Below are 25,543 nucleotides of genomic sequence, written 5' to 3'. Positions count from 1 at the left end.
GCTACGACGGCATCTTGTCGCCGAGCAGCGCCAGGTTCTCGATGGCGGCGAGGCCGTACAGGGCGGTGTCGTTGGTGGACACCCAGCCGGCCTCGCTGCCCTCGACCAGGGCGGTGGGGCCGCTGACCTTCTCGGTCTTCCAGGGCGCGGACTCCTTGTAGCCGTCGGAGTTGTAGAACTTGTCCCAGGCCCGCTTGGCGAGCTTCTCGTCGCCGGTCTTGACGGCCGCGTAGGCGTCGAGGCGGGAGTGGCCCTGGAAGAGGATCAGGCTGCCGAAGTTGGAGCCGTAGCGGGCGGCCTGCTCGGTCTTGCCGGCGTTGAAGTAGCGGCAGTAGTCGAAGTAGGCCTCGTTGAACTCCGGCATGTCGACCAGGTCGATGAGTTCGGCGCACAGCTCGTTGAGGCCGAACACCGCCGACAGGTGCGAGACGCCGACGACGGGCTTGTCCGCGACGGCGAACCTGCCGGTGTCGAGGTCGTACAGGCCGGTGCCCTGGACGAAGCCGTTGGGCTGGGCGGCGATGGTCTCCATCGTCGACAGCACGCGCGCCTTGGCCTTCTCCCACTTCGGGCCCTTGCGCTCCCACTCGGTGAGCCAGGCCGAGACCAGACCGCTCCAGTCGGTGCCGAAGCCGATCGACAGGGCGTGCCGGTCGGGCGTGTACGGCTCGGTGCGGATCTTGCGGATCGGGTCGAGGACGAGGAACGTCTCGTCGGAGTCGACGTTGGCGTGCATGAGGTCGCCGACCCGCTCGTCCGCCGTGAGGAAGTAGTAGTAGCGGCGGTAGGTGGTGTTGGCGATGCGCTGCTGCTTGGCGCTGTCGGCGTAGTGCTGGACGCCGTGCCGGGTGCCGAGGCCGGCCCACTTGCCCAGGTGGTAGACGTCGACCTCGCCGGTGTGCCGGGTCATGGCCTCGGCGAACCGGAAGATGTCGGCGCGGCCGGAGCGCAGGTACGCGTACCAGAGCCACAGGTCGGGCGACAGCTCGGAGTTGTCCCAGGCGTAGCCGCCGACGTCGTACCGCCACTGGTGCCGGACGGTGTCGTAGGTGTGCATGATGTCGCCGTAGTCCCAGAAGCCGTACCACCGGCGCATCTCCACCTGGTCCTTGTAATAGGTGAAGAGGAAGTCGAGGTGGTCCTCGATCTTCGCCTTGGCCGGCGTGGAGCGGTCGGGCTCGGCGTACAGGCCCTTGCCGAAGACGCCCGCCTTGATGAGCTGCTTGGGCGGGGCGGCGAGCTGGGGCAGGACGCGGACCGCCTCGACCTGCTCGGCGAGCGTCTCGGCGCTCGGGGTGGACTCGTTGGCCCAGAAGAGGAGTTCGGAGGTACGGGCGATGCCGTAGGCGGTGCCGAACTCGAGCTCGTAGTCCTCGTAGGTGATGTTGAGGCCTTCGATCTGCTCGGGGTAGGTGTCCTGGCCCAGGCCGTCGTGGTAGAAGCGCAGGTCCATGGGCTGCGCCTCGGGCGACCAGAGCCAGACGGTGACCTGGGCCTCGTCGGTGTGGGCGTCGCGGATGTCGAGCTGGGCGGGGAACTTCTCCCAGAAGTCACGCAGGCCGAAGGAGAAGCCGCCGCTGACGCCGCCGACGTAGCCGAAGCCGGAGGCCCGCCGGCCGCCGCCCGCGCCGATCCAGCCGTGGCCCTGCTTGGTGCGCTTGCGCAGCGTGAAGCCGTCGGCGGAGAGCTGGGAGAGGGTGTAGTCGCCCCACTCGGGGATGTACTGCAGGCGGGTGGTGACCCGCTGGTCCCAGGTCGAGGGGTCGGGCAGTTTCTTGCCCTCGAACTGCGCGGCCTGCACCGCCGCGCCCGGGTCGCGGCGCAGTCCGGTGATGCCCTTGACGGCCTCGCGGAGCATTCCGGTGCCCTCGCCGCCGATGCGGATGTGGCGGTCGTACGACTGGTCGCGCATCGGCACGGTGAAGCGGACGCCGATGCCGCGGATGAAGTCGCCGGAGGCCTTGCCGGGCTCCTGGGTGCCGTCGTAGGTGATGGTGTGCACCATGCGGAAGGAGTCGGCGCCCGCGTAGAAGTAGAGCCGGACGGAGAACGGCAGCCAGCTGCGGTTGCCCTTGCGGTGCTTGCCGTCGATGCGGACGACCGCGCGGACCGGGCCCTCCTGCTCGACCTTCACCTCGTCGATGGCGCTCTCGAAGCGCTCGTACTTGACCGTGCCCTGGTCCCCGTCCTCGATCTCCGGCTGGCGGAGCAGGACGAGGCGGCCGTTCTTTGCGATCTCCGTGGAGCCGCGGGTGACCGACTTGACCAGGGTGGAGCCGGACTTGCCGATCCTGGCGGTGATGACGCCGGTGGAGATGTCGACGGTGCCGCCGCTCTTGTCGACGGTGACTTTCTTCTCGGGGGCGGTGGGCCTCCCCGCGGTCAGGGTGAGCTTGCCGCTGCCGGAGCTGACGGCGTGCGCGGTCCACTTCAGGGAGCCGTCGGGCCAGTAGGCGATCGGCCAGGACTGGACGGGGACGTCGGTGCCGTTCTCGTCGGTGAGCGCGAAGGTCTGGTCCTCCTGGTACGCGCCCTTGGGCCAGGGCACGCCGAGGGTGGAGCCGGGCGCGGCGCCGAGACCGCCGTCCTCCAGCCAGTCGAGGACGACGGGTTCCGCCTCGGCGGTCTCCGCTCTGGGCGCGGCCTGGGCGTCCTGCGCCCCCAGCGCCCAGCTGAACTGGGCGGCGGCTCCGGCGACGGCGGCCGCCTTGAGGATGGACCTGCGGGGGATGGGGGACATGGCCTTTCCTTTCCGTACGGTACGGGTTGCCGAGGGCATGACAGGCAGAGGTACGGCGCACGAGGCGCCGCCCTCGAGGGAGCCAGGCGCGCTCGGCGCGCCGCCCGGGGACGAAGTGCTTGACGAGACGAGCGGCACCCCGCGGGGTGCCGCCCCTGATGTGCGGCACCGCGCGTCAGCGGTGCCGGTACCGCTCCTCCACGGCGACGGCGGCCGCCGCGACGGCCCCGAGCACCGGAACCGCCAGCGGCGGGACGAGCCATCCCGAGCAGGCGACGACGGCGAGCCCGCCGACCAGCAGGAAGGACCCGGCCGGGTCCACGACCGTGCGGCGGCCGGCCGCGCCGAGCAGCGCGCGCCAGGACTCGCCCGGTGTCCAGGTCGCCGCCGCCCGCATCCCGGCGACGGCGGCGGCGATGAGCGCGAGCAGGCCGACCGCTCCGACCAGCGGTCCGCCGGGAAGCCCGGCCCGCGCGGCCTGGACGTCCACCCAGACGGCGGCCACCGCGGCCCAGCCGGCCAGGCCGACCAGCCAGCCGCGGCGCACAGCCGCCCGGAAGTCGGCGGCGAACTCCCGCAGGCCGCCCGCCGTGTGGGCCGTACGACGCCGCAGATGCCGTGCGCCGGCGGCGAACGCGGCGGGATAGGTGACGATCCCGAGACAGGCCACGGCGATCCACACGCCGGTGAGCAGGGACTCGGCGAAGACACTGAACCGCTCGCCGAGGACCGGCTCCTTGCGCGGAGCGCGGGCTTTCACGCGTGCTTGCGCCATGGTCACCGCCTCAGCCCTTCAGTCCGGACGTCGCCATACCGTCGATGAGGTAGCGCTGGAAGGCCATGAAGAAGGCGATGACCGGCACCAGCGCCACCAGCGACATCGCGATCATGCTGCCGTAGTTGGAGATGCCCTCCTGGTCGCGGAACATCATCAGACCGAGCGAGACGGTGTACTTCTCGGGGGTGTTGAGGTAGATCAACGGCCCCATGAAGTCGTTCCAGGCGTTGATGAAGGTGAAGATGGCGCTGGTGATGATGGCGGGGCGGCTCAGCGGCAGCACGATGGCCCAGTAGGTTCTCAAGTGCCCGCAGCCGTCGAGCTTGGCGGCCTCGTCCAGTTCACGCGGCAGTCCGCGCATGAACTGCACCATCAGGAAGACGAAGAACGCCTCCGTGGCCAGGAACTTGCCCGCGACGAGCGGCACCAGGGTGTCGGTGAGCTCCAGGTTCCGGAAGAGCACGTACTGCGGGATGAGCAGCACATGGTACGGCAGCAGCAGCGTGCCGATCATCAGCGTGAAGAGCAGGTTCCGCCCGGCGAACCGGATCTTGGCGAAGGCGTACGCGGTCAGCGAGCTGGACAGCACGACCCCCACGACGGCGAGGGCCGCGTACATCAGCGAGTTCCAGAAGAAGCTGCTGATGGCGATGCCGGAGATGCCGTCGGCGAGTCCGGAGAAGTTCTCGAAGACCGGCTCGGTGGGCAGCAGGTCGAGGCTGGCGATGATGTCCTTGCTCGGCTTGAACGAGGCACCGACCACCCAGATCACCGGGTACAGGACGACCGCGAGGACGGCGAGTGCGCCCACGTGCCAGGCGATCGATCCGATGCGCCGCCGTTCACCCGGGGCACGAACGACAGGAGTGGTGGCAGTGGTCACTTGGCGGCCTCCTCGTAGTGCACCCACTTCTTCTGGGACCGGAACAGGACCGCCGTGACGAGCGCCACCGCGACCACCAGCGTCCAGGCCATGGCTGAGGCGAAGCCCATCTGGGCCTCCTTGAAGCCCTTCTGGTAGAGGTAACAGGTGTAGACGAGCGTGGCGTCGGCCGGCCCGCACCGGGTGTCCGAGACGACGTACGCGGAGCCGAACACCTGGAACGCGTGGATGGACTCCAGCAGCACGTTGAAGAACAGCACCGGGGAGATCATCGGCAGCGTGATGTTCCAGAACCGCCTGAAGGGGCCGGCCCCGTCCACCTCGGCGGCCTCGTACAGCTCCTGCGGGACCTGCTTGAGGCCGGCCAGGAAGATGACCATCGGCGCGCCGAACTGCCAGATGCTCAGGGCCACCAGCGAGTAGAGGACGTAGTCCGGGTTGCCGATCCAGCCCCCGACGTCGAACCCGAAGACCGTCTGCGTGCGATCCACGATCGCGTCGTCCGAGAACAGCGCCCGCCACACGAAGCCCACGGAGACGCTGGCGCCGATCAGCGAGGGCATGTAGAACGCGGCGCGGTACAGGCCCTGGCCGCGCCGCTTCTGCGCGAGCAGCAGCGCGACGCCGAGCGCGAGCAGCAGCTTCAGCGGCGTGGCCACGACGACGTACTTCAGCGTGACCTCGACCGACTTCTGCCAGCGCGGGTCCTGGAACATCGTCGTGAAGTTGTCCAGCCCCACCCACTTCGGTGGCGTGAACAGGTTGTAGCTGGTGAACGCGTAGTACAGCGACGCGATCATCGGCCCCGCCGTGAGCAGCAGGAATCCCGCGATCCACGGCGACATGAAGAGATAACCGGCGAGGTTCTCGCGGTGCCGCCCGCGCCGCCCCGCGGCGGGAGCGGCGGGCCGCTTCCCGGCCGGGCGCGCGGGCGCTTCCTTGACGAGCGTCATGGTGGTACGTCCCCTCAGCCCGCGAACGCGGCCTTTGCCTCGCTGAACAGCGCCTTGGCGGCGTCGGCCGGCTTGGTCTTGCCCTGCGCGACCTCACCACCGAGACGCAGGAACGCCGCCTCGATGACATCGGCGCCGGACGGGTGCGGAGTGATCTTCCCGAGCACGCCGGCCGCGGCGACCTCCTCCTCGTAGGCCTTGACGCCCTTGTTGGTCTCGTCGGCGGGCGCGAACGCCTCGTACTGCTCGGTCGTGGCGAGGATGCCGCGGTCGTAGCCCATGATCTTGCCGACCTCCGGGTCGTGGACCATGAAGTCGATGAACTGGGCCACCTCCTTCGGGTGTCCGGTCCCGGAGAAGGCGCTGAGCATCAGCGAGCCGAGGTACTGACCCGTGTCCTTGCCGTTCGTGGTGGGGATCGGCGCGAGGCCGTAGTCCGACTCGCCCTCGCCCTCGTAGCGGATGGAGAAGTTGTCCCAGGTGAACTCGGACGCGGCCAGACCCGCCGACAGACCGGACTTGGGCGCGACCTGCTCGATCTTCTTGGGGTCGGCGACCAGCCCGGAGCGCACGCGCTTGTAGCCGTCCTCCCACCACTGCGTCAGATCGTCCTCGGTGAAGCCCAGGGCGTCCTCGGTGAAGAAGGCCTTGCCGTTCTGACGCAGGTACAGGTCGTAGAGGTACATGATGCCGAAGTAGCCGGTGTCACCAGCGATCTTCAGCTTGTCCTGGATCGTCTGCAGCGCGTCGAAGTACTCGTCCCAGGTCCAGCCGAACTTCGGCTCCACGCCCGCCTTCTCGAAGGCCTTGAGGTCGATGACGAGCGCCATGGTGTTGGCGCCGACGGGGATGCCGATCTGCTTGCCGTCGACCTGACCGTTCGCCAGAACGCCGTTGCGGAAGTTCTCCAGGTCCAGATGTCCCGCGTCGGCCTGCGACTTGAGGTCCATGAGAACGCCGCGCTTGTCGTACTTGCGCAGGAAGCCGACCGCATTCTGGAAAACGTCCGGCGGATTTCCACCGGAGGCCTGGGTCTGGAACTTCTCCCAGAAGGCCGCGTAGTCGGTGAATTCCGGCTTGATCTTGATCTTCGGGTACTTCTTCTCGAAGAGCGCGATGGACTTCTTGATGGCGATGGTGCGCGGCTCGCCGCCCCACCACGCGTAACGGAGTGTCACCGTCCCGTCGGCGGAGGCGCCTCCGCCACCACCGCAACCGGTCGTCGCGGCCAGCCCGAGGGTGGCCGCCGAGGCTCCCGCCACCTTGAGGATCGTGCGCCTCTCCACACTTCTGCCTGCCACCGTCAGACCCCTCCCCGCGGCGTCCTTGCCGCTGCATGAATCGTTTCAAGTAAGCGCTTGCTGGCACAAGGTACGAAGGGGTTCCGGGTGCGTCAATGATTCGGACAGGAATTTCTTGCGACCGAGATCAACCGGCGGGCGGGTCGCGACGACCGCAGAGCCGGCCTGGCGGGGTGACACAGCAGGTGAGGGCGCCGTGATCGGCGTTTCGAACGGGGTGCAGCCTGCCGCACGAAATGGCCGTGCGGCCGAAACTCACCGCAGGGCGCGGACATGACAGGAGGTCGGCGACCGCCCAGCCGTCCCCGCACACACGACGGCGGCCCGCCTGCTTCTCGCAGACGGGCCGCCGTGCCGGGTGGGCGATACTGGGTTCGAACCAGTGACCTCTTCGGTGTGAACGAAGCGCTCTCCCACTGAGCTAATCGCCCGGGCGCAGGAAGAACATTACCCCATGTCAGGGGGTGCCTGTGACCACCCTCGGCCGCCCGCGCCCCGGTCGCGGATCACTGATCCTTGATCTTCCACGGCATGACGAGACCGAACTTCCACAGATAGATCCCGGCCAGCACGGCCGCGATCACCAGACCGAGCACGGTCAGGATGATGTTGCGCCGCCGCACCTTCGGATCCAGGGCCCGCTGAGCCGCCTCGGTGACCTTGCGCTTGGTCCAGCGCAGCACCAGCTGGGCCCACACGAACTCGGTCGCCCAGATCGCCATGCCGCCGAAGATCACGACCCAGCCCGGTCCCGGCAGGGGCAGCATGATGATGCCGGCCACGACGACCGCCAGGCCCACGACGAAGACGCCGACCTGCCAGCTCAGGTGAAGCACCCGGCGCGCCTTGATGAACTCCGGCGCCCGGGAACCGAGTCCCTGCTCGCTCCGCACCCCGCTCGTCCCCGTCTCGTCCGCAGCCATGGCGACGACCTCGCCAGACTCGTTACTCCCCGTATTCATACGGCCAAACCCTACCGGACCGAAACCGGTCACCGAAATGGACGCACCGGACGAAGAGGTTCTCGGCCGGAAGAGTTACCTAAACACACGCAAAACCCTCAGAGGGGTTTACAACGGCACCGTAGGTGGCATGTCGATTTCGCCGACGTGCGAATCCCCGAGCGCACACTGAGCGAAAGGCCCTGGCGCTTATGAACACCACGGTCAGCTGCGAGCTGCACCTGCGCCTCGTTGTGTCGAGCGAGTCCTCCCTGCCTGTCCCCGCAGGCCTGCGGTACGACACGGCCGACCCCTACGCCGTGCACGCCACCTTCCACACCGGAGCCGAGGAGACCGTCGAGTGGGTGTTCGCCCGCGACCTCCTCGCCGAGGGGCTTCACCGGCCCACAGGTACCGGCGACGTCCGCGTCTGGCCGTCGCGTAGCCATGGTCAGGGCGTGGTGTGCATCGCCCTGAGCTCCCCGGAGGGAGAGGCGCTGCTCGAGGCCCCGGCGCGGGCCCTGGAGTCGTTCCTGAAGCGAACGGACGCCGCCGTGCCGCCCGGCACGGAACACCGTCACTTCGACCTTGATCAGGAGCTCTCGCACATCCTGGCGGAAAGCTAGGAGAGCCCCACAGAGCCGCCCGGCGCCGTCCACTCGGGGAGACGGCTCGGGCCAAGACGGCCGCATGCGGCACACCGGCGCCGTCCCGCACGCCGAGCGTGAGGGGCGGCGCCGGTGTGCGCGCGTGAGGGGGGGCGATGCGGGCATCCGGGGGCGACGGCGAGATTCGGCCGGTTCGGCCGGCAGTAGTGACGCTGCGTGTTGGACGGGGGGATCCGAACCCCGCCCTACCCGACTCCACCACGCTGACCGAGTAGCCCCTCACGGTGAGTGACTTGCCCCTCACGGAGCGAGTGAGCTCCCGCGGCGAGTAGGCGGCCTCTTACGGTGAGCCAGTGACCATTTGCCGTGAGTGAGCAGGTCGAGGTCCGTGAGCGCACTGGGCGGAGCCGTGAAAAACCCGGCGGTTCCGGGAACACCGCAGGCCGGGCCCCCGTTCTCAGGGCAAGCGCGGACGGGTACGGGGCAGGGGCCGCCGGGGAGCCATTACCATCGGCCACCACCGACGGGCGTCCGCCCGACCCCCAGGCCAGGGAGCGAAACGTGCTGATCACCCACGACACCCGGTGCGCACTCGACACCGTGGTGGATCTGGTGAACACCGCACCGGAGGACGACACGACCCCGGACGGGCTGCCGGATGTCACGGCCCTCGACGAGTTCGTACGAACGCACCAGATCAGCGATGTCGGCACGCTCTCGGAGTTCGACCTCTCGGCCGTGCGCAAGATCCGTGGCCGGTTCGCCGGGATCTTCGCCGCCCCGGACGCCCGGTCCGCCGCGGTGGTCATCAACGAACTGGTCGCCTCGGCGGGCACCACGCCCCGTCTCACCGACCACGACGGCTACGACTGGCACGTCCACTACTTCGCCCCCGGCGCCTCCGTCGCCGACCACCTGGCGGCCGACTGCGGCATGGCGCTGGCGTTCTTCGTGGTCGCCGGTGAGCAGGAGCGGCTGCGGCGCTGCGAGGCACCCGACTGCCGGCGCGCCTTCGTCGACCTCTCCCGGAACCGTTCCCGGCGGTACTGCGACAGCCGCACCTGTGGGAACCGTCTGCACGTGGCCGCCTACCGGGCCCGCCGCAAGGAGGCGGCCGGCTGACGGCCGGGCGGGCCGGACACCGGTGCCGTCGCGGCCCCCGGCGGGTGGCGCCGGGGACCACGGGTACGGCTCACAGCAACAGCAGGTCGTGCAGCGCAGCTGTGAGCAGCAGACACCCGATCACCGCAAGGAAGATCATCAGCGGTGGCTGGGAAAGGGCGAAGAGACATCCGCGCGGTTCGTCCTGAGGCGGCGCGGCATCGCTCTGTGTCGTGTCCAGCATCTCGCCGGCGATGATGGCGCAGACGGGACCCTTGACACGCCCCGCAGGCCCCGGTTCGTGCGGTACTTCACCGGATCACGTGGTCCGGCGGCGCGATCTTCACTAAGCTTCGCCGGCTCGTGAGCGGGACGCTCTTGTGACGATTCAGCCCGCACCGGTCGCGGGCGTCATATGCCGTGCTTCTTGAGGATGGCCTCGATGTCGCTGAAGTCGTCCCCGGAGTCGGCGGGGGACTTCCGCTGCGGGCGGGTCGCCGGGCGGGAGGCCTGTCCCAGGGAGGGCGCCGAGGCCTGCGGAGCGACCACGTCCGGCCGTCCCTCCGCCGAGACGGCCCCGCGGCCCCGTCGGCCGCCGCGCCGGCGCTCGACCGCACGGGTGCCGACGAAGAGCAACCAGGCGGCGCCCAGCACCCCGAAGCCCGCCCAGGCGACCGGGCTGAAGGCGGTGTCGGCGGCCCACTGGACGGCACCGGTCATGACCAGGCCCAGGGGGACGAGGGAGTAGGCGGCGATTCTCGCGGCCGCGAGGAACCGCTTGCGGTACGCCGTGATCGCCGCGATGCCCAGGCCGGCCGCGGAGACGGCGGAACAGACGGTCTCGGCAATCATCCGGTCCTCCAGCTGGGCTCGATGGCGGGAGCACTGCGTCCCCCTCCATCCTGCACCGCCCACACCCCGCCCGGCCATGCTCCACCCGGACATCAGGGACATCTCCGGGTCGGCTCCTCCTGAGGACGGGGGTTTCCACCGGGATGCCAGGCAGGGGTGCCGACGGGTGCCGGTTGGGGTGGGTGGTCCGGGCTGGGAGACTGGTCTTCATGAGCGACACCTCCCCCGCACGTCCGGCCCCCGTTCTCGACGTCTGGTGCGAGCTTCAGTGCCCGGACTGCCGTACCGCCCTGGACGACCTTCGCGCCCTGCGCGCCCGTTACGGTGACCGTCTGGAGGTGCGGCTGCGGCACTTCCCGCTGGAGAAGCACAAGCACGCCTTCGCCGCCGCGCAGGCCGCCGAGGAGGCCCTGGAGCAGGGGAAGGGATGGCCGTACGTCGAAGCGGTGCTGGACCGGGTCGAGGAGCTGGACCGTAAGGGAGAGCCCTTCCTGGTCGAGGTGGCCGGCGAACTCGGTCTGGACGCGGAGGAGTTCGACACCGCGCTGATCGACGGCCGGCACATCCTGATCGTGGACGCCGACCAGGCCGAGGGCAAGGCGATCGGCGTCACCGGCACCCCGACGTACGTCATCGGCGGCGAACGCCTCGACGGCGGCAAGAGCCAGGAGGGCCTGCGCGAGCGCATCGAGGAGATCGCCGACCGAATGCTGGCCGAGCAGGAGGCCTGACCGTCACAGCAGCGGCTTCTGCAGGGCGTACTGCGTCGTCTCGTAGCCGAGCGACGCGTACAGCCGCTCGGCCGGGGTGTTCCCGGCGAACACGTTCAGCGCGAGGACGCGCAGGCCGGCCGCCATGGACTGGGCCTCCGCTAGCAGCATGAGCGTACGGCCGTGGCCCCGCCCGCGATGGGCCTCGTCGGCCTCCACCTTGTAGACGAACCCCTTGTCCTCGCGCAGGGCCAGCCAGAGGATGCCCACCCGGGTGCCCTCGTGCTCCAGGACGCTGAACCGCATGTGCTCGCTGGCCAGGCCCTGGGGCAGCAGCTGCTCGTGGTCACGCCGCGCCTTGGCGTGCGCCACGGCCTCGGGCACGCCTCGCTCGATCCAGCTGCGCGCGTAGTTCTCGAAGGCGGGGACGCGCCACTCCTCGAACTCCGACTCGGTCATGGGCCTGCCCCGGCTGCCCGCGGGCAGCGCGGGCGGGCTGTCTCCGAGCCGCTTCTCCATGCCGCGGTTGCGGACGGTGTAGCCCAGCGTCCGCACGAGCCGCAGGGCGCCCTCCGCGTCGGCGGGGACGGTCGCCTCGATCCGGGTGCAGCCCCAGCCGCGCGCCACCTCCTCCGCGGCGAGCAGGGCCACCGTGGCGCGGCCGCGTCTGCGGTCGGCCTCGTCGATGTAGACGTGGTGCACGCTCGCCACCGCGTCACCGAGGGAGGACGAGGTCCCGAGATGTATGACGCCGACGGGACGGCTGTTCACGCACACCTGGTAGTGGCGCGAGCGCGTCCCGTCGGCGTGCTGCTGGAGCGGCCCGGTCGGCCGTAGGGTCGTGGTCATCACGGGTGTTCTACCCGCACCGGGGCCCCGGGTCAGCCGAATATCGCGCCGGACGTCGCGGCGGTCACGGATCGAGGTCGTCGCCGGAGCGCTCGTCGAAGATCCGCATGGCCTTGGCCGTCACCGCACCCGCCGTGCCGGGCAGTTCACGGTCGTCGACGCGGTGCACGGCCTGTACGTCCCGCAGGGTGGAGGTGAGGAAGACCTCGTCCGCGCGTTCCAGGACGTCCAGCGGAAGGTCGGTCTCCTTGGCGCCGGTCCATTCGATCGCCAGCGCGCGGGTGATGCCGGCGAGGCAGCCGGAGGCGAGGGGCGGGGTGTGGATCTCGCCGTCCAGGACGACGAAGACGTTCGATCCGGTGCCCTCGCAGAGCTGTCCGACGGTGTTGCCGAACAGCGCCTCGGACGCGCCGTGTTCGTGGGCGCGGGCGAGGGCGACGACGTTCTCGGCGTACGAGGTCGTCTTCAGGCCGGTCAGCGCGCCCCGCTCGTTACGGGTCCACGGCACGGTGATCACGGCGGTCGAGTCCGGTCGGCGCGAGGTCTCGCCGAGGGCGACGACCAGGGTCGGGCCGTGCTCTCCCCGGTCGGAGCCGAGCGGGCCGTGGCCGCCGGTGTAGGTGATGCGCAGCCGGCCCAGCGGCATGGGGTTGGCCTCGAGGACGGCGGCGCAGCCGCGGCGGACCTCGTCGAGGTCGGGGTCGGGCAGACCCAGACCGCGGGCCGAGCGGGTCAGCCGGTCGAGGTGGCGGGTCAGGGCGAAGGGCCGGCCGTCCACCGCCTTCACGGTCTCGAAGATGCCGTCGCCCACGGTCAGCCCGTGGTCGAAGACGGAGACGCGGGCGGATTCGACGTCCTGCAGCCCGCCGTCGAGCCAGATCTTCACGTAAGTACCTCTCCACTCACCTCGTACGTCCCCGACGCTACCGCGAGCAGCCGGGACGCCTTCAGTTCGGTCTCCCGCCACTCCCCCTCCGGGTCCGAGCCCCAGGTGATCCCCGCGCCGGTCCCGAACCGCAGGAGCGGCGTGCCCTCGCTGGTGCGGTCGGTGCGGTCGATCCAGAAGGTCCGGATGCCGACGGCCAGCTCGCCGACGCCCCGGTCGGCGTCGACCCAGCCGATGCCACCGCAGTACGGGCCGCGCGGGGCCGGCTCCAGGGCGTCGAGGATCCGCAGGGCGCTCGACTTGGGGGCGCCGGTGACCGAGCCGGGCGGGAAGGCGGCTGCCAGCAGTTCCGGCCAGCCCGCGCCGTCGCGCAGCTCGCCGCGCACGGTGGAGACCAGGTGCACCAGACCGGGATGCTTCTCCACGGCGCACAGGTCGGGCACGGTGACGCTGCCGGTGGCGCAGACCCGCCCGATGTCGTTGCGGACCAGGTCCACGATCATCACGTTCTCGGCGTAGTCCTTCTCCAGGAGGTCCGCCTCGGTGCGTCCGGTGCCCTTGATCGGCCCGGACTCGACGATCCGCCCGTCCCGGCGCAGGAACAGCTCCGGGGAGGCGGTGGCTATCTCCACCCCGTGCCCCGGCAGACGGATCGTTCCCGCGTACGGCGCCGGGTTGCCGCGGGCGAGCAGTGCGGTGAGGGCGTCGACGTCGGCGCCGGGGTCGACCGGGGCGGACAGCACCCGGCAGAGGTTCGCCTGGTAGACCTCGCCGGCCGCGATGTGCTCGCGGATCCGCCGTACGCCCGCCGTGTACGCGGCACGGTCGAGGGACGACGTCCAGTCACCGGCCGCCGGTCCCCGCCAGGCACCCGGCACCGGGGCCGGGACCGGAACCTCGCGGACGTCCGCGAAGCGTGCGCAGGTCAGGCGGCCCTCGAAGTCCGCGGCGACCGCCCAGAAGCCGGTGGAGTCCAGGGCCGCGGGATCACCGGTGACGTCGAGGAGGCCGGTGGCGAGACGGTCGCCGAAGCGGGCGAGAGGAGCGAGGTCGAGCACGCTGTCGAGTCTAGGGCGGGTGTCCTGCGGGTGGCCCCGGCGTGTCCTTCCGGACGCCCCGGCCGGGTCGTCCGGTGAGCGCAGCGCAGCACGCTGCACAAACGCGTTTTTGTGCTGGCCCGGGAATCCGCTAGAGTTCAACACGTCGCCGGGACGCGGAAGCGGACCGAAACGACAAGCGGACGTAGCTCAGTTGGTAGAGCGCAACCTTGCCAAGGTTGAGGTCGCGAGTTCGAGCCTCGTCGTCCGCTCGAAGGAAAAGGGGATCTTCCCGATCCTCTACACTCCTGGTGGAGTGGCCGAGAGGCGAGGCAACGGCCTGCAAAGCCGTCTACACGGGTTCAAATCCCGTCTCCACCTCCAAGGACGATTAGCTCAGCGGGAGAGCGCTTCCCTGACACGGAAGAGGTCACTGGTTCAATCCCAGTATCGTCCACTGGATCTTCGGATCCTGGATCTTCTCGAAGATCCCACCCGCGCGATTAGCTCAGCGGGAGAGCGCTTCCCTGACACGGAAGAGGTCACTGGTTCAATCCCAGTATCGCGCACGCAGTGCCCACGGTCTGCTCCACTGAGTTGAGTGGATATGATCGTGGTCCCGAGGACGATTAGCTCAGCGGGAGAGCGCTTCCCTGACACGGAAGAGGTCACTGGTTCAATCCCAGTATCGTCCACACACCGGAAACCCCCGGCCGTCTTGAACGGTCGGGGGTTTCGTCGTCTTCGTCGTCTTCGTGTTGAGCACCGAGGTCCCGGTGGACCGGTGGTCGGTCCACCGGGATCAGTGACTCAGCCGGTGACTCAGCTGGAGAAGAGCATGTGCCCGAAGCTCTTGTGGCGCTTGTGACCGTAGTGACCGCCGTGCGGGGCGCCCCAGGCGGGAGCGGCCGGCTGGGTCGGGTACGACTGCGGGGCCGGGGCGGGAGCGGCCGGCGGAGCCGGCGGTGCGGGCTGCGTCCACTGGGACTCCAGACGGGTCAGGGCCTCCAGCTCGCCGTAGTCGAGGAAGATCCCGCGGCAGTTCGCGCACTGCTCTATCTGGACTCCGTTGCGGTTGTAGGTGTGCATCGCGGCATGACACTTCGGACACTGCACGGTCGGCTCAACTCCTCGCCGGTCGATCCTGCTTCATGTATCGCCAGGACAGACTCTGTCCGGCTGCGGTCGGTTGCACCCTACTTCGCGGAGTTTCGAGCCAACTCCGTGGGGACCGTGGCCATTCGGTCGCAAGCGTCCACGAGCGACTGCTCGACCTCGTCCAGCGGGCGGCCCGCCGCGACGGCCTTCGCGATCGCCTGGGCGGCGGCCTGGACGGTGAGGGCGCGGGCCGGGACGTCCAGCGCGGGCCAGGGATCGCCGGTCGCGGGGACGGCCGGGCCCGCGGCGGTGCGGTAGGCGGCCAGGAAACGGGTCCACTCGTCCGGCGGGAGCAGGCCGCAGGCGTACCAGGCGGCCGGGCGGGCCAGATCCCAGGACGGTACGCCCACGCCGAGGTCGTCGACGTCGATCAGCAGCCAGCGGGTGTCCGAGGCCGGCGCGCGGACGAGCTGACCGAGGTGGAGATCGCCGTGACAGAGGGTGGTCGCGTCCGGCATGGGCGCCTCCGCGCGGGCCCAGGCGGGGAGGGAGGCCCAGGCGCGCAGCACGGCAGCGGCAGCGGCTGCGGCAACGGGGTGGCGGTCGCCTTCGGCCGGGATTACGAGACGCGTGAGGCGGGCCACCGCGCGGGCGGCCTTCTCGGGGCCGCGCATGGCGGGCAGGGGCGCCGGTGCGGGGGTGCGGTGGAGGCGTGCGAGGAGGGTGGCGGCGGCCTCCCAGGGGGCGGCGTCCGGGTCGTCGGGGTCGACCGGGGTGCCGTAGGGCCACAGGGTGACCAGGCGGCCGTGGAGGGGCTCCGGCGTGGGGTCGAGCGGGGGCAGGAGGACGTCGGGAAGGCGGGCGGCGGTGGTGACGCGGGATCCGAGGCGCGCGGAATCGGTGTCAGGAGCGTGTGCCTTGGCTACGGCGGGACCGTGGCGGACGACGGTGGCGTCCGGGCGGTCGGCGAGGGTGGCGATCGCGGCGGGACCACAAGCGCACGCGCGGGTGCTGCTGCTTGCGCCGGGGTGAGCGGCGGTACTGGCCTTGGCGGCGAGGGCGGTGAGAAGCGGGGGTGTCGGCACGCGGGGTCCTGGGTGGTGGGGTGTTGGGGTGAGGGTACGTGGGGGTGTGGGTAGGCCTGGGGGCTGGGCGGGGGGTGCGGGTCCCGGCACGACCGGGCGTCTCTCTTCGCGAACTGTTCGTGGGGAGGGCGTCCAGCGCCCACCCGTGGCGGCGTAGGCGGCACGAGCGCCTGCGGGCTTGGTTCGGGCTAGCGGGGGCCTGCGGCCTGGGCGGGTGAGCGGCGCATCGCGGGCGGGAGAGCGGCGCTCGCGCGCAGGCAGGCGCAGTGGCGACGACGGCGTATGCAGGGCGGGCGAGCGGCGGCCACGGCGTGGGCGGACAGCGGCGGCCACGGCGTGGGCGGACAGCGGCGGCCACGGCGTGGGCGGACAGCGGCGGCCACGGCGTGGGCAGGGGCAGATGGCGGCTGAAGGCGGGCCGGGGAGCACTGTCGCTCGGGGTGGGTCTGCCGTGGCCGCGGTGGGGCTGGGTGGGATGCCGCTGAAGGGGGTCTGGCATGCGCTGCGGCGGAGCGAGGCGGGGACGGCGTCCGCCTGCGGCGGGGGGCCGCATCCCAGCCGAGGCGGTGCAACGCAGGACAATCCGGCCGAGGCAGAGACGGCGTCCCGCCTAGGTCGGGGGGCGGACGGCACCCGATGAGGCGGACACGGCATGCGGCTGCGGCGGAACGAAACAGGAGCCGCCCCGGCGGGGCAGAGTCGCGCAGGCAGGGCAGCCGGCCCCAGCCGAGTGATGGAGGCACGGCAGCCGACCGAAGCTGGGACGGAGTGGGGCCGGCGTGGGATAGGTGGGTAAAGCAATGCCGGCGCAGCTCCCCAGCTGCGCCGGCATTTTGCCGTCCGCCGCACCCCCGTCCCCACGGGGTTATGGGTGGATGTCCCCGCCCGGACCGCTCATCCGGGCCTGGGGTCGCCGCTCAGCGCCCCAGCATCACGCCCACGGACGACGCCTGTGTGGCCACTGTCTCCCAGCCGTCGAAGACGACCAGGAGCAGGACCGCCAGGGGAAGGGCCATCAGCGTCGCCACCAGCGGGTGGCGGCGGCCCTGGCGGCGGGGACGGAGCGCGGCGGCGTACGCCTTGCGTCCCTCCTCGCGGAGCAGCGTCCGCGGTGCCGTGTGGGCCATGGTCCTCTCCTGACCGTGATCAGTTGTCGTGGCAGCGGCGGGTGTCTGACCTCGGGGGACGAGTACTGCACCCGCCGCTTGACCTCAAATCTAGGCGGGCGGCGGACGCCGCACGTCATGCCCTCGTACCGATTGCCTGGCCTCCCCGAGGATGAGCCATGAGCTGCGGTGTACTCCCCTGGGTGGAGACGGAGTGCTACGTCTCGGGGTCTTCCCGGAGGGGACGCCCGGAGTGCCCCCGCTTTTCCGAGCCGTCCTCCCGGGGCACCGGCTGTTCGACCAGCGCGAGGACCCGGTTCGCCATGAACCGTGCCGTACGGACGACGGCCCCGGTGCGGGTGACTTCGCTCACTTCCACCACGCCTCGTCGCACGGCCGTCTCCACCCGGCGGCCCGCCCGGCTCGCCACCACCTCGTACGTCCGTGTCGTGTCGCCGGCGTCCACGACTATTTCCACGCGGTCACCCTTCACGGGATCAATCCCCCTTCTGTGACGGGTGGTTGAGTGCCCGCCGTCCATGAAGTCGGGCCGTTCGCGGGCTCCCTGACCATCCTTCAAGTGTCCCACCCGGCACTGACAATCGATCGGATGGAGAGGGCGCGGCCTCTGCGCGCAGGCGGCCGGGGAAACGTAAGCTGTGCCACGTCAGACGGACCGGGCAGCGGGGATGAACATGGCGATGATGCGCCTGAGGCGCGAGGACCCGCGCGTCGTCGGCTCGTTCAAGCTTCACCGACGGCTCGGCGCGGGTGGGATGGGCGTTGTCTATCTGGGCTCCGACAAGAAGGGGCAGCGGGTCGCCCTGAAGGTGATCCGGCCCGATCTCGCGGAGGACCAGGAGTTCCGGTCGCGGTTCGCCCGCGAGGTCTCCGCGGCCCGCCGGATCCGGGGCGGCTGCACGGCCCGGCTGGTCGCGGCGGATCTGGAAGCGGAGCGTCCGTGGTTCGCCACGCAGTACGTGCCCGGCCCGTCCCTGCACGACAAGGTCGCCGACGAGGGCCCGCTGTTCGCGGCCGACGTCGCCGCGGTCGGGGCCGCGCTGTCGGAGGGCCTGGTCGCCGTCCACGAGGCGGGGGTCGTGCACCGGGACCTCAAGCCGTCCAACATCCTGCTGTCCCCGAAGGGACCGCGGATCATCGACTTCGGTATCGCCTGGGCGACCGGCGCCTCGACCCTGACCCACGTGGGCACGGCGGTCGGCTCCCCCGGCTTCCTCGCCCCCGAGCAGGTGCGCGGCGCCGCGGTGACCCCGGCCACGGACGTGTTCTCGCTGGGTGCCACGCTCGCCTACGCCTCGACCGGCGACTCGCCCTTCGGGCACGGCAGCTCCGAGGTGATGCTGTACCGCGTGGTCCACGAGGAGCCGCAGCTGCACGGCGTCCCGGACGCGCTGGCCCCGCTGGTGCGGGCCTGCCTGGCGAAGGACCCCGAGGAGCGGCCCAGCACCCTGGATCTGTCACTGCGGCTGAAGGAGATCGCCGCCCGCGAGGCACAGGAGCTGATCGAGGGGCGTCCGCCCGCGCCGCGCAGCAGTGAGGCGGACCGGCCCACCGGCCGGCTGGCGGACACCTACCCCGACCCGCAGCGCCCGCCGTCCCCGCGCCGGCCGCAGGGCCCGGCGAGCGCGCCCGGCACGCCCGCGCCCCGGGGCGCGGGTGCGGCGCGCGGTGCCGCACCCGCGCGGGGCGGTGGCCCGTCACGAGGTCCGGTTCCGTCGCGCGGCGGCGGTGGCGGTGCCTCCCGGGGCGGGGTCCCCTCGTCCCGGTCCGGGACGCGGCCCACGCCCGCTTCTCGGAACACGCCCGCCTCTCGGAACACCCCCGTGTCGCGGAACACGCCGGCCCCGCGCAACACCTCCGCTTCGCGCAACACCTCCGCCTCGCGCAGCACGACCCGTTCCGGCAGCGGTGCCCGTCCGGTGCCGCGCGGCGGATCCGGACGGTCGGCACCCAGGAACACCAAGACCGGGCTGCGGCCGGCCAACCCGCGGCTGCTGCGCCAGCGGCTGTTCGTGTTCGTCGTCGTGACCCTGCTCGTGGCGCTCGGCATCGGTCTCGTACAGGGCTGCCAGGGGTCGGCCCACGGGCTCGGCGACGAGCGGGGAGGCGTCCCGGAGCGGCAGGAGCAGGTACGGACCGGCTACCGCCCGCTGGACGAGGGGCAGTTGATGTCCGAGCGGTACGAGTCGACCCTCGAGCGGTCCGAGTAAGCCGCAGGCGGTCACCGGGCCGTCGCCGGCGACGGCTACGCCCCCGGGCGGCCCGTCGCCACCGCGTAGAACGCGACCGCCGCCGCCGCGCCCACGTTGAGGGAGTCCACGCCGTGGGACATGGGGATGCGGACCCATTCGTCGGCGGCGACCAGGGCCTGGGTGGTCAGGCCGTCGCCCTCGGCGCCGAGCATCAGGGCGACGCGGTCCATGCGGTGCGGGGCGGCCTCGTCGAGGGTCTTGGCCTTCTCGTCCGGGGTGAGGGCGAGGAGGGTGAAGCCGGCCTCGCGGACCGAGTCCAGGCTCTTGGGCCAGCTGTCGAGGCGGGCGTACGGGACGGAGAAGACCGCGCCCATGGAGACCTTGACGCTGCGGCGGTAGAGGGGGTCGGCGCAGTCCGGGGAGAGGAGCACCGCGTCCATGCCGAGGGCGGCCGCCGAGCGGAAGATGGCGCCGATGTTGGTGTGGTCGTTGACCCCTTCCATGACGACGACCCGGCGGGCGGTGCGCAGGAGGTCGGCCGCCGTCGGCAGCGGCTTGCGCTGCATGGAGGCGAGGGCGCCGCGGTGCACGTGGTAGCCGGTGACGCGTTCGGCGAGTTCCGGGGTGACCGCGTAGACGGGGGCCGGGAGCTCGTCGATGACGTCGCGCATGACGTCGACCCACTTGGCGGACAGCAGCATCGACCGCATCTCGTACCCGGCGTCCTTGGCCCGCCGGATGACCTTCTCGCCCTCGGCGATGAACAGGCCCTCGGCGGGTTCGCGCTTGCGGCGCAGCTCGACGTCGGTCAGGCCCGTGTAGTCGTGCAGACGCGGGTCGTCGGGGTCATGGACGGTGATGAGATCGGCCACAGGGTGATACTGCCTTGCTCTGGGGTGCTGCCAACGGCACGGAACGGGTTGTGTCACCCCGGGTTACGCCGAGGTCTGGGGGCCTACGGTGACCACCTCGCCGATCACGATGACCGCCGGGGGCTTGACCTCGCGGGTACGGACCGTGTCGGCGACCGTGGCCAGGGTGGCGTCGACGCGGCGCTGGGCGGCCGTCGTGCCCTCCTGCACCAGGGCGACCGGGGTGTCCGGGGACTTGCCGTGCGCGACCAGGGTCTCGGCGATCTTGCCGATCTTGTCGACGCCCATCAGCACCACCAGCGTGCCGGTGAGCTTCGCGAGGGACGCCCAGTCGACCAGCGAGCGCTCGTCGTCGGGGGCCACATGGCCGCTGACCACGGTGAACTCGTGGGCCACGCCCCGGTGGGTGACCGGGATGCCGGCCGCGCCCGGGACCGAGATCGAGCTGGAGATGCCGGGGACGACCGTGCAGGGGATGCCCGCCTCGGCGAGCGCGTGGAGCTCTTCCATACCCCGGCCGAAGACGTACGGGTCGCCGCCCTTGAGCCGTACGACCGACTTGCCCTGCTTGGCGTGCTCGATGAGGGCGTTGTTGATGGCCTCCTGGGCCATGAAACGGCCGTATGGGATCTTCGCCGCGTCGATCACCTCGACGTGCGGGGGCAGCTCGGCGAGCAGGTCGCGCGGGCCGAGGCGGTCGGCGATGACCACGTCGGCCTCGGCGAGCAGGCGCCGGCCGCGGACCGTGATCAGGTCCGGGTCACCGGGGCCGCCGCCGACCAGGGCGACGCCCGGGGTGCGGGTGCGGTGGTGGGGGGCGACGAGGGTGCCGTCACGCAGCCCCTCGACGACCGCGTCACGGATGGCGGCGGTGTGGCGGGGGTCGCGGCCGCGTGCGTCCGTGGTGAGTACGGCGACGGTGACGCCCTCGCTGTGGCCCGTCGCCGGGGTCCAGGCGGTGGCCGCGTCGGCGTCGTCGGAGCGGACGCACCACACGCGGTGGCGCTCCGCCTCGGCGGAGGCGGCGGTGTTCGCCTCCGCGTCGCTGGTGGCGATCAGGGCGTACCAGGCGTCGGCGAGGTCGCCTTCGGCGTACGGGCGCTTCTGCCAGGTGATCTCGCCCGCGTCCGCCATCGCCTCGACGGAGGGGGTGGCCTCCGGGGAGACGAGGTGGATGTCGGCGCCCGCCGCGATGAGGGCCGGGAGGCGGCGCTGGGCTACCTGGCCGCCGCCGAGGACGACCACTTTGCGGCCGGTGAGGCGGAGGCCTACGGGGTAGGCGGGGTGTTCGGCCATGAGGGGACGGCTCCTCGTGCTGGCAGGCGGGGGGCGCTTCGGCGTCGGAGCAGCCCTGACGTGCGGATTTTAGAGTGCGAACGGGGCAGGCGACAGGAGCGGTCCGATGGCTGAACACCGGACCGCCCCGCGCGGCACGCCTACTTCTCGGTGACACCCGCCGAGTCGAACGTCGCCACCTCGTGCATCGCCCTGGCGGTGCTCTGGACCATCGGGAGGGCGAGGAGGGCGCCGGTGCCCTCGCCGAGGCGGAGGTCGAGGTCGACCAGGGGGCGCAGGCCCAGCTTGTTCAGGGCGGCGACGTGGCCCGGTTCGGCGCTGCGGTGGCCCGCGATGCAGGCGGCCAGCACCTCGGGGGCGATGGCGCGGGCCACCAGGGCGGCGGCGCCCGCGCTGACGCCGTCCAGGATCACCGGCGTACGCAGGGACGCGCCACCGAGGAGGAGGCCGACCATGGCGGCGTGCTCCAGGCCGCCGATAGCGGCGAGGACGCCGATGGGGTCCGCCGGGTCGGGCTGGTGGACCTCGATGGCGCGACGGACGACCTCGGTCTTGCGGGCCAGCGTCTCGTCGTTGATGCCGGTGCCACGACCCGTCACCTCGGCCGGGTCCGCGCCCGTGAAGACGGAGATCAGGGCGGCGGACGCGGTGGTGTTCGCGATGCCCATCTCGCCGGTCAGCAGCGCCTTGTTGCCGGCCGCGACCAGGTCGCGGGCCGTCTCGATGCCCACCTCGATGGCCTTCTTGGCCTCCTCGCGGGTCATCGCCGGGCCGGTGGTCATGTCGGCGGTGCCCGGCCGGACCTTGCGGGGCAGCAGACCCGGGGTCGACGGCAGGTCGGCGGCGACACCGACGTCGATGATGCAGACCTCGGCGCCCACCTGGCCGGCGAACGCGTTGCAGACCGCTCCCCCGCCGAGGAAGTTGGCCACCATCTGGGCGGTGACCTCCTGCGGCCACGGCGTGACGCCCTGGGCGTGCACACCGTGGTCGCCCGCGAAGATCGCGACGGCCGCGGGCTCCGGGATCGGCGGCGGGCACTGCCGGGACAGGCCGCTGAGCTGGGCGGAGATGATCTCCAGCATTCCGAGCGCGCCGGCCGGCTTCGTCATGCGCTTCTGGCGCTCCCACGCCTCGCCGAGCGCCTTGGCGTCCAGCGGGCGGATCTGCGCGACGGTCTCCGCGAGCAGGTCGTGCGGCTCCTCTCCGGGCAGGGCACGGCGGCCGTACGTCTCCTCGTGGACCACCCAGGACAGCGGGCGGCGCTTGGACCAGCCGGCCTGCATCAGCTCGGGCTCGTCCGGGAACTCGTCGACGTAGCCGACGCAGAGGTAGGCGATGACCTCCAGGTGCTCGGGCAGGCCGAGCGCGCGGACCATCTCCCGCTCGTCGAAGAAGCTGACCCAGCCGACACCGAGGCCCTCCGCGCGGGCTGCGAGCCACAGGTTCTCGACCGCGAGGGCGGCGGAGTACGGCGCCATCTGCGGCTGGGTGTGGCGGCCGAGGGTGTGACGGCCGCCGCGGGTCGGGTCGGCGGTGACGACGATGTTCACCGGGGTGTCGAGGATGGCCTCGATCTTCAGTTCCTTGAACTGCTTCGCGCGGCCCTTCGGCAAGGACTTCGCGTACGCCTCGCGCTGAAGCATCGCCAGCTCGTGCATGGCCCGGCGGGTGTCGGCGGAACGGATGACGACGAAGTCCCAGGGCTGCGAGTGGCCCACGGAGGGCGCGGTGTGCGCCGCCTCCAGGACGCGGAGCAGCACCTCGTGCGGGATGGGGTCGCTGCGGAAGCCGTTGCGGATGTCCCGGCGTTCCCGCATGACCTTCAGGACGGCTTCGCGCTCGACGTCGGTGTAGGCGGGGGCGGCAGGGCCGGTGGACTGGCGTGCGTCTGCCACGGGGGCCGTGCCTTCTTCTTGCTGGTCTGCCTGCTGCGTCTGGTGCGTCGGGTGTGCCTCGTCCGCCTGTTCCGCTCGCAGGTCCCGCAGGTCCTCCTGCTCGGCGGCCCGGGTGTCCAGGTCGTCCGCCTGCTGTACGAGTGCGACCTCGTCCGTGTCCTCGGCGGCGGCCGCCTGCTCGGGCTCGCGGGGCGCCGGGACCGTGGGCGCCAGGTTGGGCGTCGTCGGGATCGAGCCCTCCACCGGCACGAACTGACCGACGGCCTGCTCCGCGCCGGGCTCGGCGGCCAGGGGGGCGGGGGCGTCGGCGGACACCTCGGGGGCGGGAATCCCCGCGGGGGCCTCGGGGGCGGGAATCTCCGCGGGGGCCTCGGGGGCTGCGTCGATCTGTACGTCGTCGGCCGGTACGGCGCTCGGGACGTCCGCGACGGCGGCTTCGGGCTCGGGGGCCGGCTCCGGGGCGGGCGGGGCGACGAGCTGGTCGACGGGCTGGTCGACAGGGGGCTGCGGCTGCTGCGGGGTGTCCGCCGGCTGCGGCTGCGGCAGGGTCTCCGCCTGCTGGTCGGGCTCAACGACCTGCGGAGCCTCCGCGGGCACGGGCGCCTCGACGACCGGAGCGGGCGCCTCGGGAGCCTGCGCGGCGGCAACAGCGACGGCTTCGGCGACCTCAGGAGCCTCGGGGACCTCAGCGGCCTCGGGCAGCACCGCAGGAGCCTGCGGCGCCTCCGAGACGACCGCCTCGGGAGCCTGCGGCGTCTCAGGCGCGGCCTGCTCGGGCGCCTCGGTGGCGACGGCGGCGATCGGTTCCGGCGCCTGCGGCGTCTCGGGGGCCGGCTCCGGCGCGGCGACGGGCTGGACCTGCTCGGCGTCGGGCTCCGGCACCTGTACGGCGACCGGGCCCTGCAGGGCCTCCGGCTGCTGCGGCTCGACGGCGTCCGGGGCGGGGACCGCCTGCGGCTCGGCCGGAACATCGGCGACCTGACCGGCGTCCGGAGCGGGGACCGGGGTGGCGTCGGGAAGCTGGACGGGGGTGACAGGATCGGCGTCGGCCGGGGCCACCGCGGCGGCGACCTGACCGTCCTCGGCAGCCACCTCGGGGGCTGCCTCGACCTCGGCGGCAGCCTCCGCGACAACCTCTGCGGGCTCCTGCCCGGCCTCGGCGACCGCCTCCACGGGCACCTGCCCGGTGCTCGCGTCCTCCCCCGCGGCAGCGGGGAACTCAACGACCTCCGGTACGGCGGCGGCAGCGGCAGCCTCGACCGGGGCCTGAGCAGCGGCCTCCGCCTCGACGGCAGCCGCGACGGGGGCCTGGGCGGCGGCCTCGGCCTCGACGGCAGCCGCGACGGGGAACTCACCGCTCCCGGAAGCGTCAGCGGCCTCCTCGACCGCCGGACCGACCGGCACGTCAGCCACCTCGGCCGCATTAGCCGTATCGGCCGCAGCCTGTGCAGCCTCCGGAACCTGCTCGGCCTCCACCGCACCCGGCATCGCCGACGCCGTGGCCTGGCTGGTGAGGCGGGCCACCGCCGCCTGGGCCGCGTCGGCGGGCTCCGGCTGGGCGGCGACGGGCGGGACAACCGTTTCCGCAGGGGTCGGCTCTGCGGCGACCGGCGCCTGCACCGGGGCAGGAGCCGGCGCCGGAGCGGCCGGGGCCTGTGTCTGGACCGGCGCCTGCGCGCCCCACGGTGCCGCGCCCTGGGGCGGCAGGTCGCGCGGGACGTCGAGGTACTCGGGGCCGCGGTCGGCGAGGGAGCGGACCGGGCTGGCGGAGGCGTCTGGGATCTGCGGGCCGAGGTGCAGCGGACGGCGCGGGGTGATCGGCGGGATCGGCGTCGTCGGCGCGGTCGGCAGCGTCGGGTTCGGCAGGCGGACGCCGGTGAGGTCGACCGAGCCGCTGTCCCGGCCGGCCAGCTCGTGCGGGCCGGGTTCGTGGACGGCCTCGACGACCGGCTCGGGCGCCGGCGGGGCCACCTCGTTGCCCCAGGCGCCCTGGGCGCCGGGCAGCAGCAGGTCTTCGTCCTCGGCGGGTGTCTCGGAGAGGTAGGTGTACGCTCCGGGCGCGGCGACGCCCGGCTGCTCCACCATGCCTGCGTTCTCCGGCAGCCCCTCGCCCGGGACCTGGCCGGTGTCGGTCATGCGTACCCCTCGCCCATCGGTTGATGCTTCTACGACCAGCTCACCCGGAACGGCGCACCGACCGCCCGTAGTGAAGAACGAGCGTGCGTGCCCAGCGGCACGAACGACCGCCCGGAAAAGGCGACAAAGCCATTCAGTGGCATTGTCGCGGTCGTTCCGCCGTCAGGACAGCTCGATCCACGACGGCCCGCTGTGGACTG

The 25,543-nt window shown here is 71.8% G+C and carries 22 protein-coding genes and 6 tRNA genes; 9 read left to right on the top strand and 19 right to left on the bottom strand.

From position 1 onward, the window contains the following. Position 1: 1 nt before the first annotated feature. The 7 genes from ACSU6L_RS30885 to ACSU6L_RS30855 all read right to left on the bottom strand — a co-directional run bounded on the left by ACSU6L_RS30885 (position 2) and on the right by ACSU6L_RS30855 (position 7,617). Positions 2–2,740, bottom strand: coding sequence for a Tat pathway signal sequence domain protein (locus tag ACSU6L_RS30885; protein WP_437062088.1), 2,739 nt, complete (start codon positions 2,738–2,740; stop codon positions 2–4). A 175-nt stretch (positions 2,741–2,915) separates the two neighbouring features. Beyond that, on the bottom strand, positions 2,916–3,515 hold the full coding sequence (locus ACSU6L_RS30880) for a hypothetical protein (RefSeq protein WP_073941957.1): 600 nt from the start codon (positions 3,513–3,515) through the stop codon (positions 2,916–2,918). Positions 3,516–3,525: 10 nt separating this feature from the next. Beyond that, positions 3,526–4,401, bottom strand: coding sequence for a carbohydrate ABC transporter permease (locus ACSU6L_RS30875; RefSeq protein ID WP_437062086.1), 876 nt, complete (start codon positions 4,399–4,401; stop codon positions 3,526–3,528). Further along, complete coding sequence (locus ACSU6L_RS30870; protein WP_437062084.1) at positions 4,398–5,354, bottom strand: carbohydrate ABC transporter permease; 957 nt, start codon at positions 5,352–5,354, stop codon at positions 4,398–4,400. The genes ACSU6L_RS30875 and ACSU6L_RS30870 overlap by 4 nt, the downstream gene beginning before the upstream one ends. A gap of 14 nt (positions 5,355–5,368) precedes the next feature. Beyond that, on the bottom strand, positions 5,369–6,655 hold the full coding sequence (locus tag ACSU6L_RS30865) for an ABC transporter substrate-binding protein (protein WP_437062082.1): 1,287 nt from the start codon (positions 6,653–6,655) through the stop codon (positions 5,369–5,371). Between the two features lie 359 nt (positions 6,656–7,014). Beyond that, a tRNA-Val gene (locus ACSU6L_RS30860) sits at positions 7,015–7,086 on the bottom strand. A 75-nt stretch (positions 7,087–7,161) separates the two neighbouring features. Beyond that, entirely contained in the window at positions 7,162–7,617 is a 456-nt protein-coding gene (locus tag ACSU6L_RS30855; protein ID WP_437062080.1) for a TIGR02611 family protein, read from the bottom strand. A 191-nt stretch (positions 7,618–7,808) separates the two neighbouring features. Here ACSU6L_RS30855 and ACSU6L_RS30850 point away from each other — a divergent pair, with 191 nt between their 5' ends. Together ACSU6L_RS30850 and ACSU6L_RS30845 are read left to right on the top strand one after the other, a co-directional pair. Then, positions 7,809–8,222: an SsgA family sporulation/cell division regulator gene (locus ACSU6L_RS30850; protein WP_004002642.1), complete on the top strand. Its 414-nt coding sequence runs from the start codon at positions 7,809–7,811 to the stop codon at positions 8,220–8,222. A 543-nt stretch (positions 8,223–8,765) separates the two neighbouring features. After that, positions 8,766–9,326 (top strand): CGNR zinc finger domain-containing protein, encoded by a 561-nt coding sequence (locus tag ACSU6L_RS30845; RefSeq protein ID WP_437062078.1) that lies wholly within the window; start codon positions 8,766–8,768, stop codon positions 9,324–9,326. Positions 9,327–9,396: 70 nt separating this feature from the next. Here ACSU6L_RS30845 and ACSU6L_RS30840 read toward each other — a convergent pair whose 3' ends face one another. Continuing rightward, positions 9,397–9,549, bottom strand: coding sequence for a hypothetical protein (locus ACSU6L_RS30840; RefSeq protein ID WP_164873000.1), 153 nt, complete (start codon positions 9,547–9,549; stop codon positions 9,397–9,399). Between the two features lie 167 nt (positions 9,550–9,716). Beyond that, a complete protein-coding gene (locus ACSU6L_RS30835; RefSeq protein ID WP_437062075.1) occupies positions 9,717–10,157 on the bottom strand; it encodes a hypothetical protein in 441 nt (146 codons plus the stop codon). 209 nt (positions 10,158–10,366) lie between these two features. On the opposite strand from ACSU6L_RS30835, the gene ACSU6L_RS30830 reads away from it, so the two are divergent. Next, positions 10,367–10,888, top strand: a complete 522-nt coding sequence (locus tag ACSU6L_RS30830; protein ID WP_437062073.1) for a DsbA family protein — start codon at positions 10,367–10,369, stop codon at positions 10,886–10,888. A gap of 3 nt (positions 10,889–10,891) precedes the next feature. Here ACSU6L_RS30830 and ACSU6L_RS30825 read toward each other — a convergent pair whose 3' ends face one another. The 3 genes from ACSU6L_RS30825 to ACSU6L_RS30815 all read right to left on the bottom strand — a co-directional run bounded on the left by ACSU6L_RS30825 (position 10,892) and on the right by ACSU6L_RS30815 (position 13,660). Beyond that, entirely contained in the window at positions 10,892–11,716 is an 825-nt protein-coding gene (locus ACSU6L_RS30825) for a GNAT family N-acetyltransferase (protein ID WP_437062071.1), read from the bottom strand. A 64-nt stretch (positions 11,717–11,780) separates the two neighbouring features. Continuing rightward, positions 11,781–12,602 (bottom strand): aminotransferase class IV, encoded by an 822-nt coding sequence (locus ACSU6L_RS30820; protein ID WP_365518325.1) that lies wholly within the window; start codon positions 12,600–12,602, stop codon positions 11,781–11,783. Further along, entirely contained in the window at positions 12,599–13,660 is a 1,062-nt protein-coding gene (locus tag ACSU6L_RS30815; RefSeq protein WP_437062069.1) for a chorismate-binding protein, read from the bottom strand. The genes ACSU6L_RS30820 and ACSU6L_RS30815 overlap by 4 nt, the downstream gene beginning before the upstream one ends. A 178-nt stretch (positions 13,661–13,838) precedes the next feature. On the opposite strand from ACSU6L_RS30815, the gene ACSU6L_RS30810 reads away from it, so the two are divergent. The 5 genes from ACSU6L_RS30810 to ACSU6L_RS30790 all read left to right on the top strand — a co-directional run bounded on the left by ACSU6L_RS30810 (position 13,839) and on the right by ACSU6L_RS30790 (position 14,334). Further along, positions 13,839–13,911: transfer RNA gene (locus ACSU6L_RS30810), tRNA-Gly, on the top strand. Between the two features lie 38 nt (positions 13,912–13,949). Then, positions 13,950–14,023, top strand: a tRNA-Cys gene (locus ACSU6L_RS30805). Between the two features lies 1 nt (position 14,024). Next, positions 14,025–14,096, top strand: a tRNA-Val gene (locus ACSU6L_RS30800). 40 nt (positions 14,097–14,136) lie between these two features. Next, positions 14,137–14,208: transfer RNA gene (locus ACSU6L_RS30795), tRNA-Val, on the top strand. Between the two features lie 54 nt (positions 14,209–14,262). After that, positions 14,263–14,334 (top strand) — tRNA-Val (locus tag ACSU6L_RS30790). A gap of 127 nt (positions 14,335–14,461) precedes the next feature. Here the strand turns inward: ACSU6L_RS30790 and ACSU6L_RS30785 are convergent. From ACSU6L_RS30785 to ACSU6L_RS30770, 4 genes are all read right to left on the bottom strand, one after another. After that, positions 14,462–14,755 (bottom strand): zf-TFIIB domain-containing protein, encoded by a 294-nt coding sequence (locus ACSU6L_RS30785; protein WP_437062067.1) that lies wholly within the window; start codon positions 14,753–14,755, stop codon positions 14,462–14,464. A gap of 80 nt (positions 14,756–14,835) precedes the next feature. Further along, entirely contained in the window at positions 14,836–15,822 is a 987-nt protein-coding gene (locus ACSU6L_RS30780) for a phosphotransferase family protein (protein WP_437062065.1), read from the bottom strand. A gap of 917 nt (positions 15,823–16,739) precedes the next feature. Further along, positions 16,740–16,949, bottom strand: coding sequence for a hypothetical protein (locus tag ACSU6L_RS30775; RefSeq protein WP_073941970.1), 210 nt, complete (start codon positions 16,947–16,949; stop codon positions 16,740–16,742). Between the two features lie 196 nt (positions 16,950–17,145). Beyond that, complete coding sequence (locus tag ACSU6L_RS30770; RefSeq protein WP_437062063.1) at positions 17,146–17,421, bottom strand: hypothetical protein; 276 nt, start codon at positions 17,419–17,421, stop codon at positions 17,146–17,148. 196 nt (positions 17,422–17,617) lie between these two features. Here ACSU6L_RS30770 and ACSU6L_RS30765 point away from each other — a divergent pair, with 196 nt between their 5' ends. After that, positions 17,618–19,159 (top strand): serine/threonine-protein kinase, encoded by a 1,542-nt coding sequence (locus ACSU6L_RS30765; RefSeq protein ID WP_437065122.1) that lies wholly within the window; start codon positions 17,618–17,620, stop codon positions 19,157–19,159. Positions 19,160–19,194: 35 nt separating this feature from the next. Here the strand turns inward: ACSU6L_RS30765 and ACSU6L_RS30760 are convergent, their stop codons facing one another. The 3 genes from ACSU6L_RS30760 to cobT form a co-directional block, all read right to left on the bottom strand. Then, positions 19,195–20,013 carry a TrmH family RNA methyltransferase gene (locus ACSU6L_RS30760; protein WP_437062061.1) on the bottom strand — a complete coding sequence of 273 codons (819 nt, stop codon included), beginning with the start codon at positions 20,011–20,013 and terminating at the stop codon, positions 19,195–19,197. Between the two features lie 63 nt (positions 20,014–20,076). Next, positions 20,077–21,309, bottom strand: a complete 1,233-nt coding sequence (gene cobA, locus ACSU6L_RS30755) for a uroporphyrinogen-III C-methyltransferase (protein WP_437062059.1) — start codon at positions 21,307–21,309, stop codon at positions 20,077–20,079. 140 nt (positions 21,310–21,449) lie between these two features. Further along, on the bottom strand, positions 21,450–25,343 hold the full coding sequence (gene cobT, locus ACSU6L_RS30750) for a nicotinate-nucleotide--dimethylbenzimidazole phosphoribosyltransferase (protein WP_437062057.1): 3,894 nt from the start codon (positions 25,341–25,343) through the stop codon (positions 21,450–21,452). Positions 25,344–25,543 lie beyond the last annotated feature (200 nt).

This window comes from Streptomyces sp. enrichment culture, assembly GCF_964272855.1.
Taxonomy (GTDB): Bacteria; Actinomycetota; Actinomycetes; order Streptomycetales; family Streptomycetaceae; genus Streptomyces.
This window is presented reverse-complemented; position numbering and strand designations above follow the sequence as displayed.